Origin of the sequence: Bacillus sp. SRB_331, from assembly GCF_003264175.1 — a bacterium.
GTDB classification, from domain to species: Bacteria; Bacillota; Bacilli; order Bacillales; family Bacillaceae_G; genus Bacillus_A; species Bacillus_A mycoides.
On record NZ_NADV01000043.1, the window covers coordinates 210861 to 230066 of the forward strand.

The window sequence follows — 19206 nt, forward strand, 5'->3', positions numbered from 1 at the left end:
ATTGGAAGGATTATTACAGAAAAAGGTGAATTCAAGCGTGAAACTTATTCATTTAACTCATCCACATGAACAAAATAAAATAGAATTACCACCTACTGTAATGGCATTAGGATATTTTGATGGCATTCATTTAGGACATCAACGTGTGATTCGAACAGCGAAAAAAATAGCGGATGAAAGAGGATGTAAAAGTGCTGTCATGACGTTCCATCCACACCCATCTGTTGTATTAGGAAAAAAAGAAGCGCATGTGGAGTATATTACACCGATGCGCCTTAAAGAAGAAATCATCGCAAGTTTAGGAATTGATATCTTATATGTGGTGAAATTCGATGAGCCATTTGCTGGATTATTACCACAGCAGTTTGTCGATGAGTATATTATTGGTTTAAATGTAAAGCATGTAGTAGCAGGCTTTGATTATTCATATGGACGTTTAGGAAAAGGGAAGATGGAGACTTTACCATTTCATGCAAGAGGGGAGTTTACACAGACCGTGATCGAAAAAGTTGAATATCAAGAAGAAAAAGTAAGTTCTACTTCATTACGAAAGTTAATTCGAAACGGTGAAATGGAACAAATTCCATCTATTTTAGGGAGAGCTTACACGGTAGAAGGAACAGTTGTACACGGTGATAAGCGTGGACGTCAAATTGGTTTCCCAACTGCAAATGTAGGTTTAAGTGATGAATATTTGTTGCCACCTGTAGGTGTATATGCGGTAAGATTGAAGGTTCATGATGAATGGCATGATGGTGTATGTAATATCGGATATAAACCAACTTTCAAAGAGAATGAGCGTCAATTATCTATTGAAGTGCATCTATTTGAATTTAATAAAGACATATACGATCAAAGTGTTACAGTGGAATGGCACATGCGTATAAGAGAAGAAAAAAAGTTTAATGGAATTGATGAGTTAGTTGCTCAAATCGCTCAAGATAAAAAGGTTGCCCAAGAATATTTTGCGAGCGTAAAGAATATACTTGCTTTTTCAAATGAAAAGTAGTATTCTATGTTATGTACTTTATGACAACCATTACTTGGCATTGCGACTCACCGATGCTTGCTAGGTAACTGGGGGTTTAATTATTAGGAGGTGAAATAGGATGGCTTTAACACAAGAGCGTAAAAATGAAATCATTGCACAATTTAGAACTCATGAGACTGATACTGGTTCTCCAGAGGTTCAAATTGCTGTCCTAACGGAGCAAATTAACACTCTAAACGAGCACTTACGTACTCACAAGAAGGATCATCATTCACGTCGTGGTCTATTAAAGATGGTTGGTAAACGTCGTAACTTACTTACTTACCTTCGTAATAGCGATATCACACGTTACCGTGAATTAATCACAAAGCTTGGCTTACGTCGATAGTCAAAGAAGCGGGAATATTCCCGCTTTTTTGTTAGGTAAAAATATATCTTCTACTCTTTATAGCTTACTTAATTTTCGGCAATACTAGAGGAAAGAATATTGTGATATACTATCCATTTACATAGAAGAATTGAATATTTTAAATTGAGAGGGGTACTTAAATGAGTCAGGAAAAGCAAGTCTTCTCGATAGATTTAGCTGGTCGTCAGCTAACAATTGAAACAAGTCAGCTTGCAAAACAAGCAAACGGAGCAGTATTAGTAAGATACGGCGACACAGCAGTTCTATCTACAGCAACTGCATCAAAAGAGCCAAAAAATGTAGATTTCTTCCCGCTTACAGTAAACTATGAAGAGCGTTTATATGCAGTTGGAAAAATCCCAGGCGGTTTTATTAAGCGCGAAGGCCGTCCAAGTGAAAAAGCAATTTTAGCAAGTCGTTTAATTGACCGTCCAATCCGTCCACTTTTCGCAGATGGTTTCCGTAATGAAGTACAAGTTGTCAGCATCGTAATGAGTGTTGATCAAGACTGTTCTTCTGAGATGGCAGCTATGCTTGGTTCTTCATTAGCATTATCTATTTCAGATATTCCATTTGAAGGTCCAATCGCAGGTGCGACAGTTGGTCGTATTAATGGCGAGTTCGTTATTAATCCAACAGTAGAACAGCAAGAACAAAGTGATATGCACCTTGTTGTAGCTGGTACGAAAGATGCAATTAACATGGTTGAAGCAGGAGCGGATCAAGTACCTGAAGAAACAATGTTAGAAGCAATTATGTTTGGACACGATGAAATTAAACGTCTAATTGCATTCCAAGAAGAGATTGTACAAGCTGTCGGTAAAGAGAAAACAGCAGTGAAACTTTATGAAGTGGATGCTGATTTGAACCAAGCTGTACGTGAAATGGCTGAGACAGATATGCATTCTGCAATTCAAGTGCACGAAAAACATGCACGTGAAGATGCAATTAGCGTAGTGAAAAAGCGTGTAATTGAGCATTACGAAGCTGAGGAAGCGGATGCTGATACATTAGGACAAGTAAGTGAGATTTTATATAAAATTGTAAAAGAAGAAGTACGTCGTCTTATTACAGTTGAAAAAATCCGCCCAGATGGTCGTAAAGGTGACGAAATTCGTCCTTTAGCATCAGAGGTTGGCATTTTATCTCGTACACATGGTTCTGGTCTATTCACACGTGGACAAACGCAAGCATTAAGTATTTGTACATTAGGTGCATTAGGCGATGTGCAAATTTTAGATGGTCTAGGTGTAGAAGAGTCAAAACGCTTTATGCACCATTATAATTTCCCTTCATTTAGTGTTGGTGAAACAAGACCAATGCGTGGACCAGGTCGTCGTGAAATTGGTCACGGAGCACTAGGAGAACGTGCTCTTGAACCTGTACTTCCATCTGAAAAGGATTTCCCATATACAGTTCGTCTTGTATCTGAAGTATTAGAGTCAAATGGTTCTACTTCACAAGCGAGTATTTGCGGTAGTACATTAGCGATGATGGATGCGGGTGTACCACTTAAAGCACCAGTTGCTGGTATTGCAATGGGTCTAGTGAAATCTGGTGAGCATTATACAATTTTAACAGATATTCAAGGGATGGAAGACCATTTAGGTGATATGGACTTTAAAGTAGCAGGTACTGCAAAAGGTGTAACTGCACTACAAATGGACATTAAAATTGATGGTTTATCTCGTGAGATTTTAGAAGAAGCATTACAACAAGCGAAAGTTGGTCGTATGCACATTCTAAATCACATGTTATCTGTTATCGCTGAACCTCGCATTGAGTTATCTGCGTATGCTCCGAAGATTATTACAATGGCAATTAACCCAGATAAAATTCGTGATGTTATTGGACCAAGTGGTAAACAGATCAATAAAATCATTGAAGAAACTGGCGTTAAAATTGACATCGAGCAAGATGGTACAGTATTCATTTCATCAATTAATCAAGAGATGAATGAAAAAGCGAAGAAAATTATCGAAGATATCGTTCGCGAAGTACAAGTAGGCGAAATCTACTTAGGAAAAGTTAAACGCGTTGAAAAATTCGGTGCGTTCGTTGAATTATTTAGCGGTAAAGATGGACTTGTTCACATTTCTGAACTTGCACTTGAGCGTGTAGGTAAGGTAGAAGACGTTGTGAAAATCGGTGATGAGATTTCAGTTAAAGTTATCGAGATTGACAAACAAGGTCGTGTAAACTTATCTAGAAAAGTATTGCTAAAAGAAGAGCAAGAAAAAGAAGCAGCTAAAGAAGAAGCAGCTAAAGAAGAAAACGCACAAGAGCAACAATAAGTGAAAGCCAGTTTAGCTGGCTTTTTTTGTTATGTAAAAAATGTGATTTATTTAGATTTTTATGTGAGTATAGGTATAGTTTTCATCATAACGCTCAAATTAACAAAGATAAGAAGAAAATGGTTTCTTTTTTATAGTTAATGGGAGGGTTTATATGAAAGCTCGTATATTAGCGTACATATTTATATTTTCTTTATATATGGGTTGTGGCTCTTATTCCGTTTTTGCGCAGGATAACTTGCATGAAGAGATTCAAAAGCATGCAAAACAGTACGAGATTATGCCGCAAAATGCGATGATTGATAAGATTTGGAAGGCGACGCCTGGGTATAATGGAAAACAAGTGGATATAGAAGCGTCCTATAATAATATGAAGAAAATCAAGAAGTTTGATCAAAAACAACTTGAATTTAAGGAAGTATCACCGAGTGTTCACTTAGAAGATTTACCACCAGCTCCCATTTATCGAGGACATCCAAATAAAAAGATGGTGGGATTAACAATTAATGTGGCCTGGGGTAATGAGTATTTGCCACGTATATTAGAGATATTGAAAAAACATGATGTGAAGGCGACTTTCTTTTTAGAAGGACGCTGGGTGAAAGAAAACTTACGATTTGCCAAAATGATTGTCGATGCAAATCAAGAAGTAGGAAATCATTCTTACACACACCCTAATATGAAAACGCTGTCTACAGATGAAATACGAGATCAATTACAAAAAACGAATCGAATGATAGAAGCAGCTACAAATCAGAAAGTGAGATGGTTTGCTCCGCCAAGTGGAAGCTTTCGGGATGAGGTAGTAAAAATAGCGGATGATTTCCAAATGGGGACGATTATGTGGACTGTAGATACAATTGATTGGAAGCGGCCAGAACCGGGTGTGCTATTGCAGAGAGTAATGCGAAAAATACATCCAGGTGCTATTGTGCTAATGCATCCTACTTCATCTACAACAGAAGCGCTAGATACTATGATTAAAAATTTAAAGGAACAAGGATATAAAGTGGGGAATATTACAGAATTACTAGATGAAAAACGTGTGGATTAAATACATTTGCATGACATTCATCTCTAAACTTGTTATCATTAAATAATAGCAATTATTTAGAGAAACTGGCATTAGGAGGAAAGTTTTTGATTAAAAAATATACGTGTAAAAATGGTGTAAGAATTGTTATGGAGAATATACCAACTGTACGCTCGGTTGCGATTGGTATATGGATCCACGCAGGTTCAAGAAATGAAAATGAAAAAAATAATGGGGTTTCACACTTTTTGGAACATATGTTCTTTAAAGGGACAGAAACGCGAAGTGCAAGAGAGATTGCAGAATCATTTGATAGCATTGGTGGACAAGTAAATGCTTTTACTTCAAAAGAATATACATGTTACTATGCGAAAGTGCTAGATGAGCATGCTAAATATGCATTAGATGTTTTAGCAGATATGTTCTTTAATTCAACATTTGATGAGGAAGAACTGAAAAAAGAGAAGAATGTTGTATGTGAAGAAATAAAAATGTACGAAGATGCGCCAGATGATATTGTGCATGATATGTTAACGAAAGCAACATATGAAACGCATCCGCTTGGATATCCTATTTTAGGAACAGAAGAAACGCTTGAAACATTTACAGGTGATACGTTACGTCAATATATGAAAGATCATTACACACCTGAAAATGTTGTTGTATCAATTGCAGGGAATATTGATGAATCATTTTTACAAACTGTAGAGCAATATTTCGGTAGTTACGAAGGGACAACAAATCGTGAACAAGTACATAGCCCAATCTTCCATTTCAATAAAGTAGCACGTAAGAAGGAAACAGAACAAGCTCATTTATGTTTAGGATATAAAGGCTTGCAAATGGGACACGAAGATATTTATAACTTAATTGTATTAAATAATGTTTTAGGCGGTAGTATGAGTAGCCGTTTATTCCAAGAAGTACGTGAGCAACGTGGATTGGCGTACTCAGTATTCTCTTATCACTCTTCTTATGAAGATACAGGAATGTTAACACTTTACGGTGGAACAGGTAGTAAACAATTAGATACACTGTATGAAACAATGCAAGAAACGTTAAATACGTTGAAAAATACAGGTATTACAGAAAAAGAGCTTGTTAACAGTAAAGAACAATTAAAAGGAAACTTAATGTTAAGTTTAGAAAGTACGAATAGTCGTATGAGCCGTAATGGTAAAAACGAATTGCTTCTTCGTAAACATCGTTCTCTTGATGAGATTATTGAAAGTGTAAACACTGTAACAAAGCAAAATGTAGACGAGTTAATTCGCAATATGTTTACCGATGAATTCTCTGCGGCACTTATTAGTCCAGATGGAAAACTGCCAAAAGGAATGAAACTTTAATCGATCTTGTAATTCATTCGCTTTCGGAAATAACCGTATCTCTTTTATATGAGATACGGTTATTTTTTTTATATATGCAGAATAGGTACTTATTATAGGATAACCTTCATAAAAAGTAGGATAGGGGGAGATTTAATGCGTTTAAGTGAATTAAGTGGCAAAGAGATTGTGGATTTAGAAAGAGCAGAAAAAATGGGAGTTTTAGGTCATGCAGATTTAGAAATTGATGAGAGAGATGGAAAAATACAAGCGCTTATTATACCTGCTGGGAAATGGGGAGGTTTTAAAAGAGAACAGCAAGAAGTGAGAGTAGAATGGAGCAAAATAAAGAAGGTTGGAAATGATATGATACTTTGCGATCTTACGAACCATTCAAGATCATAGTGAAAGATGACCATTTTGGTTGTCTTTTTTTTATCTTTATATAAAGAAGATAAATCACGTGTGCTTTTTGTTTTTCAATCACCTCAAACTCGTACATTACATATGATGTGGAGGAAAAAGAAAAAGTAGGCATTTTTCTTATAAATGAAAGAAAAAGAAGGTGAATTAGGGAATGTTGACTGAGATGCATATTGCTGTCATAGGAGGAGATGCACGGCAGCTAGAAGTAATTCGCAAGCTAGTCGAACTGGACGCGAAACTTTCATTAATAGGGTTTGAACAGTTAGATCATGGCTTCACAGGGGCAGCAAAGGAAAGTATACAAGATTTAAATTTCACTTCTTTAGATGCAATTATTTTGCCGGTTGCAGGGACGAATGCCAGAGGAGAAGTAGATACTATTTTTTCAAATGAGAAAGTTTCCATAACGAAAGAACAAATTGAAAAGACGCCAGAAAACTTCACTATATATTCAGGTATTGGTACACCTTACTTGGAAAATCTCGTAGCTACTACAAATCGCAAACTTGTAAAATTATTTGATCGTGATGATGTTGCAATCTATAACTCTATTCCGACCGTAGAAGGTACACTAATGATGGTTATTCAACATACTGATTACACAATTCATGGATCGAATGTAATGGTTTTAGGATTTGGTAGAACTGGTATGAGTGTTGCAAGAGCCTTTCAATCATTAGGAGCACATGTCAAAGTTGGAGCGAGACGTTCGGAACATATTGCTCGTATTACAGAAATGATGTTTTCTCCTTTTCATATGCAAGACATAGAGAAAGAAGTAGGTAATATCGATATTGTTATTAATACAATTCCGCATCTCGTTGTGACAGCGAATGTTATTTCAAAAATGCCAGCTCATACGCTAGTTATTGATTTAGCTTCTAAGCCAGGTGGCACGGACTTTCGCTATGCGGAGAAGCGTGGAGTGAAGGCATTATTAGCACCTGGTCTTCCTGGGATTGTTGCACCGAAAACAGCAGGACAAATATTAGCGAATGTTCTTTCTCAGTTATTAATAGCAGATGCAATCGCAAAGGAGGATGATGAGAAATGAGTTTGAAGGGAAAACGAATTGGTTTCGGATTTACAGGGTCACATTGTACGTATGAAGAAGTTATGCCACATTTAGAGAAGTTAATTGCAGAAGGTGCAGAAGTACGTCCCGTTGTTTCTTATACTGTCCAATCAACAAATACTAGATTTGGCGAAGGGGAAGAATGGATTAAAAAGATCGAAGAAATAACCGGTTTTAAGGCAATTAATTCAATCGTTGGCGCAGAGCCACTAGGACCGAAAATCCCACTAGATTGCATGGTGATTGCACCACTAACAGGGAATTCGATGAGTAAATTTGCAAATGCAATGACAGACTCTCCAGTATTAATGGCAGCAAAAGCGACGCTTAGAAATGGGAAGCCTGTTGTGTTAGCTGTTTCGACGAATGATGCGTTGGGGCTTAATGGAGTAAATCTAATTACACCAACAAGGTGACGACAAAGCACGAACGCTTATATGTCGCCATCTTGAGGAAGCTTAGGGTAAAGCACAAGTTCGAAATCATCGAGCCTTTGCCACTTTTCTTTCTTATAAACAGCCTTTTCTAAAACCGACTTTAGGAGGCTGTTTTTCTTTTTGGGATCATCTGTTTTAAAGTACAAATCAAGAACATGCTCCACTTGAGGTATTGTATCTTTCTTCACTTTTTCCTTCTTAATTTCTGTTTTAATTTCTTTCTTTAAGTTTTCCATCGTGGAAGTAATTTCATTGATACGGTCGGAAATGACTTGCGAACGTTCTAAAAACATATCGACGGTGTAAACGCCACGCTCTAATAAATCGTGTAAATTATTTTTTTGTTTTTGGACATCCACTAATTCTTTCTCAAGCTTTCTTAATGCAGCTTCATTCATTTGAATAACTTGTGTTTCTTTTAATTTGTCACCTTGCTTATGTGCTTCAAAATCAGCTTTATAATTGATATACCATTCTTTTAATGCCTCGAGTAAACGCTTCTCGATTAATTCAGTATAGCTTGATTTGTTTTCGCAACCACGGTGCTTACAATCCATTGTTTCCTTTCGATTTTTCGGATAACGTTGGACCATACTATAACCACATTTACTACATTTAATAATGCCGGCTAGAGGATTTTTAATTCCATTTGTATTGTAAGGAACGTGGTACCTCGAATTTAATTTTTCTTGTACTTGCTCAAACAAACTTTCTGGGATAATAGGATCATGTTTACCATCAGCAATAATCCAATCTGATTTATCTTGTCTCGCACAGCTACGTTTCACAGCGTCAGGACGTTTTACTTCTTTTCGTTTTTGCCACGTTACTTTTCCGATATACACATTGTTTTTTAATATATCCAAGATGCTATAAGGATTCCATTCATTCCCTAACTTACTCTTATAGCCAAGATCGTTTAACTTGTTCCTAATTGCACTCGCACCCATATCCTCATTTGCATACCAATCAAATATCATTCTTATAACAGAAGCTTCTTCTGAATTAATTGTTAAAGTGCGCTCTCGCTTATTTAAACGGTGTATATCATATCCGAATGGTGCATGTGTACCAAGGTAATTCCCAGCCTCTACACTAGCGACACGACCTCGTTGCATACGGCGTGTAATAATCTTTAACTCCTTACGTGCCATAAACGCTTCAAATTCGCTGTATTCTTCATCCCACTCATCATTAAGGTCATAAGTCTTCCTAGGTGTCATAATCTTCGTATTCGAGCGTTTAAACGTCTCTAAAATGATTCCCTGTTCTTTCATACCGCCACGACCTAAACGGTCCATATCCATACAAAGAACAACATCATATTTATTATCTTCAATTTCTTCAAGCAGCGCTAACATCTCAGGGCGTTTCACTAAGCTCTCACCAGAAACGATTTCCTCACGAACAGATAAAACATTTAAGTTCATTTCCTTGGCAATTTTCAGCAGGGTAGTGCGATGCTTCGCTAAAGTTTCGCCTTCGCCTCGTGCCTCGGCTTCTAAATCGGCACGGGATTTACGTAGGTAGATTGCGGTTTTCATAGTTAGGCCTCCTTGTTAATAGTTATTATACGAGATGTAGATAAATAGTAGAAAAAAAACTAATAATAATAATAAAAGAAAAGCTCCAGGAAGGAGCTTAATAAGTTTCTTTATGTTCTTTTTTATAAACTTTTCGATTTATTTCTTTATTAGTTGAGGAGATTGCAAATTTATTATCCTCATGTTCATTTTTTTGTTCATGTTCATTTTCTTTTTCATATTTTAGATAAATCTCAGCAGAAAAGTCGCATAAATAGAATATATCTTTGTCTGTAGAACCTTTAGGGAAACAAATAGTTCTCTTTTCATCAATTATATGCCCATGGACTAACTTTTCAATTTTTATTTTGTCTTCACTAACAGGCTTTATACGATACTTGATCGGCAACTTTTGAGCATTGATTTTTGAAAAAATAAAAGAATACAAGGAAACGAGTATTAAAGGTAAGAGTACCACTGTAGCAAGATAGTTTAGATTAACCCCGATATATGTAAGTTGATTAAATACAAAGCAATAAAATACTAACCCTAATATCATGTTGAACATAATTAACGGTATAATTACACGGTTAAATTTTTTGAATTTCTTCACAATCGACGGACTAAAAATTACAATCAAAAGTGAAATAAGAAAAATTAGAAATGACCAGGACATAAAGTTTTTGTAAATACCTGGGTTGTCAATATCAACTTTACTAAATGAATAATTAAAGGCTAATCCACTTCCAGCGAACAAGGCAGTAAAATATAATACGGCTGAAAGGAAATGCCATATTTTTAAATTTACTTGTTGAACCTTGCTTAAAAAAAGTTTATTTATTTCATCTGTAGCTAATACTTGAATTAAACGCGTAGCTATAAAATAAGTTAGGGTAACTAAACCACTGACAAGCGCAACAAATCCTTGTGGAGATTTTAAAAAACTATCAATCCAAACGAGCAACTGTTATCCCTGCTTTCATAATAGTTTCATGATATAAATTATTTTTATTAAGAATTATTGAACAGTAACAAATTTCTTAAAGAATGTGTTACGTTTTGTTTTATCATACACGTATGGATCGTTAAATTTTTTGACCCAAGACTTATCTTCAACTTTTAAATCTTCAATCTTAAATCCAAGATATGTATTCAAAGAATCTCTATCCAAGTTAGTACTATATGTTTTCCCATCGAACGGCAGAGTAATTTTTACTGTATTTAAATCTGGAAATTGTCTTAGTAATCTAGCAGGTTCACTTACAAACATTTTCTCAATAGCATCTCCAGTTGAGAAATATTGTTTATATTGTTCTTCAGTAACGTTGCTATCTGTCTTTGCTGATTTATAAGATGCAAACGAATCATAGAATATAATTTCAGCTTCTTTATTATTAAGCTTCATATCCTTAATAAAATTTCCACCTCTGATATTTTGAGCATAGGAGATGAACTCTTTTTGTTTTTCTTCAGCCTTTTTTTGTTCCTCAGCTAATTTCTTCTCTTCAGCTTTTAGTTTTTCATCAGCTTCTTTTTGCTCTTTAGCTTTTTGTTCCTCTTCGGCTTTTAGCTTGTCTTCAGCCTCTTTTTGCTCTTTAGCCTTTTGTTTCTCTTCGGCTTTTAGCTTGTCTTCAGCTTCTTTTTGCTCTTTAGCCTTTTGTTTCTCTTCGGCTTTTAGCTTGTCTTCAGCTTCTTTTTGTTCTTTATTTTTTTGCTTCTCTTCGGCTTTTAGCTTGTCTTCAGCTTCTTTTTGTTCTTTATCTTTTTGTTTTTCTTCGGCCTTTAGCTTGTCTTCAGCTTTTTGTTTAGCGAGAATTTCTTGTTTTTCTTGTGGTGTCATGTTCATGTTAACTACAATTAATGAAATAATTGATAAAATAAAAGCCATACCTGTAAACTTAAAATATTTCTTAGTGTTTGGTTTCTTTTTTAAACGAAATACCAATGATGTAATTAATAAAATAAACGTGGCTAGCATTGCTATTGCAAATAGAAATGAGAAAAATATTTTCATTTATGTAGCTCCTAACTTATAAAGTTGTATTTAAAATTCATATTAATAGCTTTTTAAACGAGCAAAATTTTCTGGAATTCCATAGATTTCAGCTATTTCTTGAATTGATAGATTTGTATCTTGATATTCAGAAATCATTTCATCAGGTAATAAGAGTTCGACTGCAAATGTATTTGCTTCGATCTCTAATCGATCTACAGAAAAAAAGGTTTTATTTCTTAAAAATGGAGTATTAGCTTTTGGGTGTAATAGGGCATGTCCTAGTTCATGGGCACACACAAAGCGTTGTGTAGTTTCGTCAATCCTATTATTAATATGAATGAATTTAAAGCGTTTATAAGTGTTGTAAAAACCAAGAGTATTCCCTAGGTCTTCAAACAACACTATAATATCTTTTCGTTTAGCAATTTCAAAGGGGTTTGTTGTGCCGTGTTTTTTTACGATTTTCAGTATGTAGTCTTTAATTTTCATTTCTCGCTCCGTTCAATCTTTTTTATACTTGTTTGGAGTGAATTTTTGTTTTGCTAATTGTTTTGCCATGCGCATAGAGTTTTCTAGAGAAATACGAATCATTTCTTTTGTATGTTCGTCTATTGGTTCTCCGTCAAACATTAAAGCATCTTCGCTATTTTCTAAGTCCTTTAAAGTCTTTTCTAAGTCACGAGCGATATCACGAGTATCTTTTTTGTTTAAATCAGGAAGTGCATTAGACACTCTTGATTCATCTTCTCTTCCTAATAAATAATCTGTTGTTACTCCTAAAACATTCGCTAAATCTTTTAGCATTTCGTTTGAGGGAGTGCTATGACCATTCTCATAGTTACTAATGGTGCCTTTAGTGGTATTTACTTTATCGGCTAATCCTTGCTGAGTGAGTTTACGCGTTTTACGCATCTCTTTTAGTCTTTGTCTCAACATTTTTAGCACCTCCGTTAATAAAAAGTACAAAGATATTGTACCTTATATAGATAGATTGTAAAACTTTGTACAAGATAATTGTACATTTATATTGACGTACAAGAATCTTATACTTATAATAAAAGTACAAAATACTTATACAAGGAGCGAACCAGTGAACAAAAATATCAAATTAATTAGAGCTAGGAAAAAAAGTAAGTTAACGCAACAAGATCTTGCAAAAAGAATGCAAGTTACAAAATCTACAATAAGTAATTGGGAAAATGGTTATAGTAATCCAAATCTTGAAAAGGCTATTAGATTAGCCACTATTCTTGGTAGTGATGTAAAGGATTTAATTTGATACACAAAAGTACAAGAATCTTATACTTTTTTAGATGGAAAGTAGGTGAGAAAATGCCATCAACTAACATGGCAGTACCAACAGATCAGTCGCATAAACATATAAAAAGCACTTCAAGAGGTGACACCATGAGCCAACAAGAAGAATATGCGGCGACTTATGAATTTGGAAAAACGAAAGTCCATGTTGTGGCTCCTGAGCCAAAATCACAAAAGGATATAGATAAAGTCCTTCAAGCATATTACAAGGCTGGTTGGGCGATCATCAAAGAAATGCAAATGAAAGAAAACATTGAGGAATAGTTCCTCTCTTTTTACATGAAAAATAGACAAGTTACATATGTACTAAATTCATTGTAACCATTTGAAAACTAAATATGGAGGCGAACAGATATGGGAACAAGCATATACTGCAATTCAGCAATAGGAGAATTATTACAGAATGCTAGAGAATGTTGTGATAATGTTCAGCTGAAAACGAAGAAAGGACTATCTAAGTACCTTGGCATTACACATGAACGCTTAACTCGTATTGAATCTGGACTTTCTAAACCGGAATTTGAGCTTGCGATGGATTGGTGTCATGCAACAGGAGCAAAGTTGAATCAACAAGCGATTAAACATATTTATGGTGTTGGATTACCGCCTACAGATCCACGATTAACTCAAGATGTAAATCTACAATTGATGAACTACATTAAACAAGCTGAAGAGGGGATTGTGGCAGCAAAGGAAATCATGAACTTACAAGTTGCAACAAGGTCATGGAAGCTTGATGAAAAAAAGAAACATGAATACGCAGTTCATGCAAAAGAAATCTTCGATACAATCCAAGCTACTCAATGTGTAGTACAAGCTCTTGAGCAAGTTCATTTTGGCATTATGGAACAAATACAAAGAAGCTGGTTGCAAAAGGCTATGGCAGAAAACGTTATTATTCAATCGGTGGATAGCTTAATGACTTTAACAAAAGTGCTGTAACGGAGGAAGAAAAATGACAGTAGATTATAAGAAACCAAGTTTAAGAGAATATAAGGAACTAATACGCTATGATGCAAAACTAACTGGTGAAATTAAAATAGCGAAAATACTTGGTGAGGATTCAAAGTCAGTTGAGTTAAAGCAAGAGAAGAAGTTAGTGGGGATTCGAATCAAAATTATCGAAGCATCATTCATTTTAAAACATAAATGGGCAAAAGAAAAAGCTACCGCCTAGACAACAGTAGCTCTAACAAAAATATTGTAAAGCAATTATAACATTTTATAAATCATTTGGACAAGCACTGTGCTTGTCGTTATGACCAGAAAGGGATTGTTCCTCCCATCCCCTTACAATACGTCTTTCTGGTTGTAACGATGCGTACAGCATCAACTCAAATAGAAAAGAGGCGTAATTCATGACACATAAATACGATCGTCTTCATGATCTAGTTCTTCCAGGAGACTTTTCATTTGCGAATAAACTTCATAACTGTATGGTTGCATGTATTCATAACATGTTTTATGCAAAATCAGCCGAAGAATCAAATCATTGGGAAGAAGAACTGGAACGATGTATGAAAGAATTTAAAATGCTTCGTGATACTAAAGAAGAACATGAGGCATCGATGAGTTATCGTGTAGTGATTAAAGATTTAAGAGCAAGAGGAGTTAACGCCTCATTAGTAACACGTAGAAAATAAAAAATCTATCACTTGGCAGAGTGATAGATAAATGGTTTTGCAAAAGATCTTAGGATTAATTATATCAAATTAGCATTCGTATAACAACGGAGTGTGCTACATGCTTTTAGACAAATCATTACATAGAGTGTTGCTGAACCCTAAGGTATTTCAGCAAGCGACCTCAGAGCAACACCTAATTTACTTAGTAAACCAATATCTCAAAATAGGGTACAAGAATTATCGCTTATTACGTGTAGAGGACGGATTTGCGATATGTAAACGGGAGGATGAATAATATGGCAGTTTATAGACCAGTACATGTTTCATTTTGGCAGGATTCATTTGTTTTAGATCTTACACCGGAGGAAAAGTATTTCTACTTATATTTGATGACAAACAGTAAGACGTCTCAATCAGGAATCTATGAGCTTCCACTTCGTATCATTGAAACTGATACAGGATATAACCGTGAAACTGTTATGAAGCTATTAGAACGTTTTGCAGAGTACGGGAAAATTAATTACAACCAAAAAACAAAAGAGTTGTTCTTAATCAACTGGTTAAAATTCAACCCTATTAAAAATGTAAACATTGAAAAGTGTGTTTTAAAAGAAATTCAATCTGTGAAGGACCAGGATTTTTTAGTTGATTTCTATGAAACTTGCTTGGAATTAGAAGTGCAACAAGACTTTAAGATTCCAAGAATTAAGGAGTATTTATCAGCACGTTTGGAGGGGCTTATAAGGGGCTTCCAAGACCCTAGCAAGGAAGAAGAAAAAGAAGAAGAAAAAGAAAAAGAACAACAACAAGAAAAACGCGCAGGCGCGGAAGAAGTTGTTGAGGTTAATCCGATTTCTTTTTACGAACAAAACTTCGGACTGATTACACCTTTTATTGCAGATGGTATTCACGCTTGGATAGATGATTTAAATGCAGAGCTCGTTGTAAAAGCTATGGAAATTGCTTTAGAGAAGAATACGAGAAACATGAATTATGTAAATACGATTTTACGGGATTGGCATCTTAAGGGATTGAAAACAGTAGCAGATGTTGAAGCAGCTGATCAAGCATTTCGTGCTCAACGATTAGCAAAAGGGCAACAAACTACTCAAGCTCCTTATCAACAAAAAGGCTTATCGGAATCTACTAAGAACGTAATACAGCAGCAACAATCATGGGAACAAAACATTCCAACGGATGAAGAACTTGCAGCGCTTAATCAAAAAAGTGGGTGGATGGTTCAATGAGCAACGATATGATTTGTAACACAGAAGCTGAACAAAGTGTTTTAGGTAGCATTATTCAAGAAGGCGATTTAATTAAAGATTGTCAGCTAAAGGTAAAACAGTTTTCTTCACCAACGCACCAAGTGATTTTCAAGGCGATGAGAGAATTAGAGGATGCCGAAGTCCCGATAGATCTTGTTGCTCTCATGGGGAAATTTGAAGACAGTTTTATGAATCAAATTGGTGGTATTGCGTTCTTTGTAAACTTAACTGAAGTTGTTACCACAACAAAAAACTTTTCTTATCATGAAGGTTTAGTAATTGAGGCGTGGAAGATGCGACATGCTCAGGAGGTTGCTGGTAACTTATATAATCGTCTTCAGCATGAAAGAGATATGAGCGTTATTAGTACATCGATTGACGAGTTAAGCGCCATTGAGGAAACGGGTTATTCAGATGAATTTAATTTAAAGGAAACCCTAGTTGATCTGTATAAGAACATGCAAATTGATGTAGGTGATTTAACCGGTATACCAACTGGTTATGACGACTTAAACAGAATGACCGCAGGATTGCAAGAAGGTGATTTAATTATTATCGGTGCCCGTCCTTCAATGGGGAAAACAGCATTTGTATTAAACGTTGCTTTCCATGCAGCAAGCGCTCATACAGCAACAGGGGTCTTTTCTCTAGAGATGGGCGAAGAACAGTTACTTAAGCGTATGATCTCAAGTACTGGAAATATAGATGCTACGAAATTAAAGAACCCTAAAAAGCTATGTAATTTAAAGGATTGGGAAAAGATTAGTCAGGCTATGGGCTTGATAAATGATTTACCATTAGAAATTTACGATAAAGCAAATGTAACGATGCAAGAGATTTACGCAAAGACTAGGAAATTAAAGCGTAAGTATCCTGATAAAAAGGTGCTAGTCGCAATTGATTACTTGCAGCTTATTGTAGGTGATCCGAAGCATAGAGGAAACCGCATGCAGGAGATTGGGGAGATTAGTCGGAAGCTGAAGCTTATGGCACGTGAGTTAAATGTATGTGTAGTCGCATTATCGCAATTAAGCCGAGCTGTTGAAAGCAGACAAGATAAAAGACCGTTACTCTCAGATCTACGTGAAAATGGTCAAATTGAGCAAGATGCGGACTTGATTGCATTCTTATATCGTGAAGATTATTACGACCGCGAAACAGAGAATAAAAACATAACAGAAATCATTTTAGCGAAACAGAGAAATGGCCCAGTTGGTGTTGTTGAACTAGCATTCATTAAAGAATTTAGTAAGTTTGTAAATTTAGAGAGAAAGCTCAATCACCAACAGGAGGCTTAAGCATGTTGTTACGTCAGGAAGTAGAACGTAGAAAACTAGCAATCATTCGTAAATTATTGGGATTGGGATTAGCTGAAATTAACGGACAAACATTAGATCAACTAACGTTAACGCAGCTTGAAGGAATCTTAATTGCAAGCTTGCAGGTATTGGAGGGGAAAAACCATGCCAAAGCAACTAACAATTTTTGACGTGGAACCAGTTGTTTCGTTTGATCCTAAGAAAGCTCATATTCACCGTTTGAATTCAAAATTACGGTATGCAGATGTGGTTGTGCAAATACCACGTCAAGCCAAAGCGATTGATGAATTAAAAGCAACGACAGCGCCTGATGAGCGATATGAGTTGTTTGAAGATTACGTGATTGGTATTTGGCGCTATAAGCGATTGGAGGATAAAGAATTTGTATGGGAAGAAGCTGAAGAGATATGTAAGCGAGCAAGGGATAGCAAAGAACCGATTCCAATACGGCTTCATTTATCTCTTGAACAATCATTTGTTCCAGAAAATGTTGTGCGATATTTGTAGACAAACAAAAAAGCCGAGATTGCTCCCGACTTGCTTCGACAAAGTAATTATAACATATGGGAGTGGTCTTGGTGGGAATTAGAAAAGAAAATCTTGTAGAAATGACAGCTGAGATAGATTTGAAAATAAACGGAATATATGTTGTTAAAAATGGTCAAGTCCAACTAATAGAACCACCTCAAGGTGGATTTGGTGAACAATCATTTGTATATCAAAGTGGAAAAGTAATTCGTATGGAAGAACGGAAAACACAGTTACTTTAATCAAATTTGAATTTTATTAAGAAATTGGACTGAAAGCATCAATAATTAGATGGGAAAAAGAGCATCATCACTGAAATGAAAAAGCCCTGCACACAGGGCATCTAAAAAGATACCTTAGCTATAACAACGATTAGGGGGATGTATTAGCTAAGGTATCTGGATGGGTGGTTGCATACTAAGTATGCAATCAAGGGCATTGTTGAATGTATTGGGTTATTCAACAAGTTCAGAATAACACGAAATTTCCGCTAATTCACCCGGTAAATTTGTCCAAAAAAGGTGCTTCTATAAAAGTTTTTCACTTAAGAAATGGATTCATAGATCTTAACAAAAGCGTTATTTTGTCGAAAAGGGGAACGCAAAGATAAAATAAGACCGATCCATTTATCGGAACGGCCTTACGAATGCCTTGTGCTGGAGTTTGACACCAATGGCTTAAGATGTTTTCTCTAAACAGTATGTACAAGAATTTTTAGGATTATACACAAAAACAGCAGGCAACCGATTAAGTTACCTGCTACGTTCTTGCACGGCACGAAGGAGCGTTCTCCGTTTTGAAAGAGTGCAGCCGGGGAGAAATCGGCTTAGAGGTAGTATGTGCAATATAAAAAAGATTATTCGAAAAGGGGAATGAGGAAATGGCATACGTAATTCAAAATGTAAAAACAAAAAAGTACCTCAAACATAATGGAAACTATAACCCAGAAGCGTACCAATTCAAGGATGTTGATACACCAGAAGAAGCGGAACAGTATCCAACTAAAGCTCATGCAGATTACGTTAGCATGTGGAATGCAGATATGTCTGAGACGTTCAAAATAATTGAGATATAACTTAATAGAATCCTTATTTAAATAGAAAGTGACAGCTGAAATGTCAAGGACGTATCAGCTGTCATTGGAATAGATATTAACTTTTATTATTAGGTTTTTAGTTGGTGTTTTTGCTCTTGTTTCTAGAAGAGATTATACCAAATATTGCTCCGGACATTGCTCCGATTAAAGTCATAAAAATTGCGCTCCATGCTGCAAATGACATCATTACACCTCCTAATAATAAATTGTTGTAACTATATATTTTATTATATCTGAATTCATAAATGTAAGATAGGGAAAAGGTTAGAAAGCTAAACAAAATCGTTATTTGAAAAAATACCAGCTTAAATATATGTACGCAATATTTAAGCTGGAACAAAGAAATAAAGTTATTGTTTGTGTTTTTCCTCTTTATCAAGGAAAAATACGACGAATATTGCTAGGAGTATAGGAAGCCAAACTTCGTGTGGCATATTAAAACCTCCTTAAAATATATTACTACTATATTTTACCATATATGAGAGTTTCAATGTAAGGCAACGAAAAAGATGAATTTATAACAAAAACGCTATTTGCGCGA

General features: G+C 35.5%; 23 protein-coding genes and 1 pseudogene. 19 read left to right on the plus strand and 5 right to left on the minus strand.

The window, feature by feature from the left end; all coding sequences use genetic code 11:
- Positions 1-37 precede the first annotated feature (37 nt).
- The 8 genes and pseudogenes from ribF to dpaB form a co-directional block, all read left to right on the plus strand.
- Positions 38-1009 (plus strand): bifunctional riboflavin kinase/FAD synthetase, encoded by a 972-nt coding sequence (gene ribF / locus B5P42_RS25555; protein WP_002128800.1) that lies wholly within the window; start codon positions 38-40, stop codon positions 1007-1009.
- 100 nt (positions 1010-1109) lie between these two features.
- Positions 1110-1379 (plus strand): 30S ribosomal protein S15, encoded by a 270-nt coding sequence (gene rpsO / locus B5P42_RS25560; RefSeq protein WP_001229392.1) that lies wholly within the window; start codon positions 1110-1112, stop codon positions 1377-1379.
- Between the two features lie 161 nt (positions 1380-1540).
- A complete protein-coding gene (pnp, locus tag B5P42_RS25565; protein WP_002033682.1) occupies positions 1541-3694 on the plus strand; it encodes a polyribonucleotide nucleotidyltransferase in 2154 nt (717 codons plus the stop codon).
- 154 nt (positions 3695-3848) lie between these two features.
- Positions 3849-4748 carry a polysaccharide deacetylase family protein gene (locus B5P42_RS25570; RefSeq protein WP_113735513.1) on the plus strand — a complete coding sequence of 300 codons (900 nt, stop codon included), beginning with the start codon at positions 3849-3851 and terminating at the stop codon, positions 4746-4748.
- A gap of 86 nt (positions 4749-4834) precedes the next feature.
- Complete coding sequence (locus tag B5P42_RS25575; RefSeq protein ID WP_113735514.1) at positions 4835-6076, plus strand: M16 family metallopeptidase; 1242 nt, start codon at positions 4835-4837, stop codon at positions 6074-6076.
- Between the two features lie 135 nt (positions 6077-6211).
- On the plus strand, positions 6212-6460 hold the full coding sequence (locus B5P42_RS25580) for a YlmC/YmxH family sporulation protein (RefSeq protein ID WP_002014571.1): 249 nt from the start codon (positions 6212-6214) through the stop codon (positions 6458-6460).
- 172 nt (positions 6461-6632) lie between these two features.
- Positions 6633-7535 carry a dipicolinic acid synthetase subunit A gene (dpaA, locus tag B5P42_RS25585; RefSeq protein ID WP_002128797.1) on the plus strand — a complete coding sequence of 301 codons (903 nt, stop codon included), beginning with the start codon at positions 6633-6635 and terminating at the stop codon, positions 7533-7535.
- Positions 7532-7957, plus strand: a pseudogene (gene dpaB, locus B5P42_RS25590) (dipicolinate synthase subunit B); the annotation flags it as partial. The gene dpaA and the pseudogene dpaB, both read left to right, overlap by 4 nt.
- Positions 7958-7989: 32 nt before the next feature.
- Here the strand turns inward: dpaB and B5P42_RS25595 are convergent.
- The 5 genes from B5P42_RS25595 to B5P42_RS25615 form a co-directional block, all read right to left on the minus strand.
- A complete protein-coding gene (locus tag B5P42_RS25595; RefSeq protein ID WP_113735515.1) occupies positions 7990-9537 on the minus strand; it encodes a recombinase family protein in 1548 nt (515 codons plus the stop codon).
- Between the two features lie 97 nt (positions 9538-9634).
- Complete coding sequence (locus B5P42_RS25600) at positions 9635-10480, minus strand: hypothetical protein (protein ID WP_113735516.1); 846 nt, start codon at positions 10478-10480, stop codon at positions 9635-9637.
- 54 nt (positions 10481-10534) lie between these two features.
- Complete coding sequence (locus B5P42_RS25605; RefSeq protein WP_113735517.1) at positions 10535-11530, minus strand: hypothetical protein; 996 nt, start codon at positions 11528-11530, stop codon at positions 10535-10537.
- A 42-nt stretch (positions 11531-11572) separates the two neighbouring features.
- Positions 11573-12001, minus strand: a complete 429-nt coding sequence (locus B5P42_RS25610) for an ImmA/IrrE family metallo-endopeptidase (protein WP_113735518.1) — start codon at positions 11999-12001, stop codon at positions 11573-11575.
- A 12-nt stretch (positions 12002-12013) separates the two neighbouring features.
- On the minus strand, positions 12014-12448 hold the full coding sequence (locus B5P42_RS25615; RefSeq protein ID WP_048558725.1) for a helix-turn-helix domain-containing protein: 435 nt from the start codon (positions 12446-12448) through the stop codon (positions 12014-12016).
- Between the two features lie 154 nt (positions 12449-12602).
- Between B5P42_RS25615 and B5P42_RS25620 the strand changes: the two genes are divergently transcribed.
- The 11 genes from B5P42_RS25620 (at position 12603) to B5P42_RS25670 (ending at position 18644) form a co-directional block, all read left to right on the plus strand.
- Complete coding sequence (locus B5P42_RS25620; RefSeq protein WP_050822091.1) at positions 12603-12791, plus strand: helix-turn-helix transcriptional regulator; 189 nt, start codon at positions 12603-12605, stop codon at positions 12789-12791.
- Positions 12792-12844: 53 nt separating this feature from the next.
- Positions 12845-13093, plus strand: coding sequence for a hypothetical protein (locus B5P42_RS25625; RefSeq protein WP_113735519.1), 249 nt, complete (start codon positions 12845-12847; stop codon positions 13091-13093).
- A gap of 90 nt (positions 13094-13183) precedes the next feature.
- Complete coding sequence (locus tag B5P42_RS25630) at positions 13184-13771, plus strand: sporulation sigma factor-processing peptidase (RefSeq protein ID WP_113735520.1); 588 nt, start codon at positions 13184-13186, stop codon at positions 13769-13771.
- A 13-nt stretch (positions 13772-13784) separates the two neighbouring features.
- The gene (locus B5P42_RS25635; RefSeq protein WP_002165166.1) at positions 13785-14006 is read left to right on the plus strand and encodes a hypothetical protein; all 222 of its coding nucleotides are present in this window, start codon (positions 13785-13787) and stop codon (positions 14004-14006) included.
- Between the two features lie 181 nt (positions 14007-14187).
- On the plus strand, positions 14188-14472 hold the full coding sequence (locus tag B5P42_RS25640; protein ID WP_002088134.1) for a hypothetical protein: 285 nt from the start codon (positions 14188-14190) through the stop codon (positions 14470-14472).
- 278 nt (positions 14473-14750) lie between these two features.
- Positions 14751-15701: a DnaD domain-containing protein gene (locus B5P42_RS25645; protein WP_113735521.1), complete on the plus strand. Its 951-nt coding sequence runs from the start codon at positions 14751-14753 to the stop codon at positions 15699-15701.
- The gene (gene dnaB / locus B5P42_RS25650) at positions 15698-17020 is read left to right on the plus strand and encodes a replicative DNA helicase (RefSeq protein WP_113735522.1); all 1323 of its coding nucleotides are present in this window, start codon (positions 15698-15700) and stop codon (positions 17018-17020) included. The genes B5P42_RS25645 and dnaB overlap by 4 nt, the downstream gene beginning before the upstream one ends.
- Positions 17021-17022: 2 nt before the next feature.
- Positions 17023-17211 (plus strand): hypothetical protein, encoded by a 189-nt coding sequence (locus tag B5P42_RS25655; RefSeq protein WP_113735523.1) that lies wholly within the window; start codon positions 17023-17025, stop codon positions 17209-17211.
- Positions 17186-17548 carry a cell division protein SepF gene (locus B5P42_RS25660; RefSeq protein WP_113735524.1) on the plus strand — a complete coding sequence of 121 codons (363 nt, stop codon included), beginning with the start codon at positions 17186-17188 and terminating at the stop codon, positions 17546-17548. The genes B5P42_RS25655 and B5P42_RS25660 overlap by 26 nt, the downstream gene beginning before the upstream one ends.
- A 71-nt stretch (positions 17549-17619) precedes the next feature.
- Positions 17620-17811, plus strand: coding sequence for a DUF3954 domain-containing protein (locus B5P42_RS25665; protein WP_000512853.1), 192 nt, complete (start codon positions 17620-17622; stop codon positions 17809-17811).
- 638 nt (positions 17812-18449) lie between these two features.
- Positions 18450-18644, plus strand: a complete 195-nt coding sequence (locus B5P42_RS25670) for a hypothetical protein (RefSeq protein ID WP_113735525.1) — start codon at positions 18450-18452, stop codon at positions 18642-18644.
- Positions 18645-19206 lie beyond the last annotated feature (562 nt).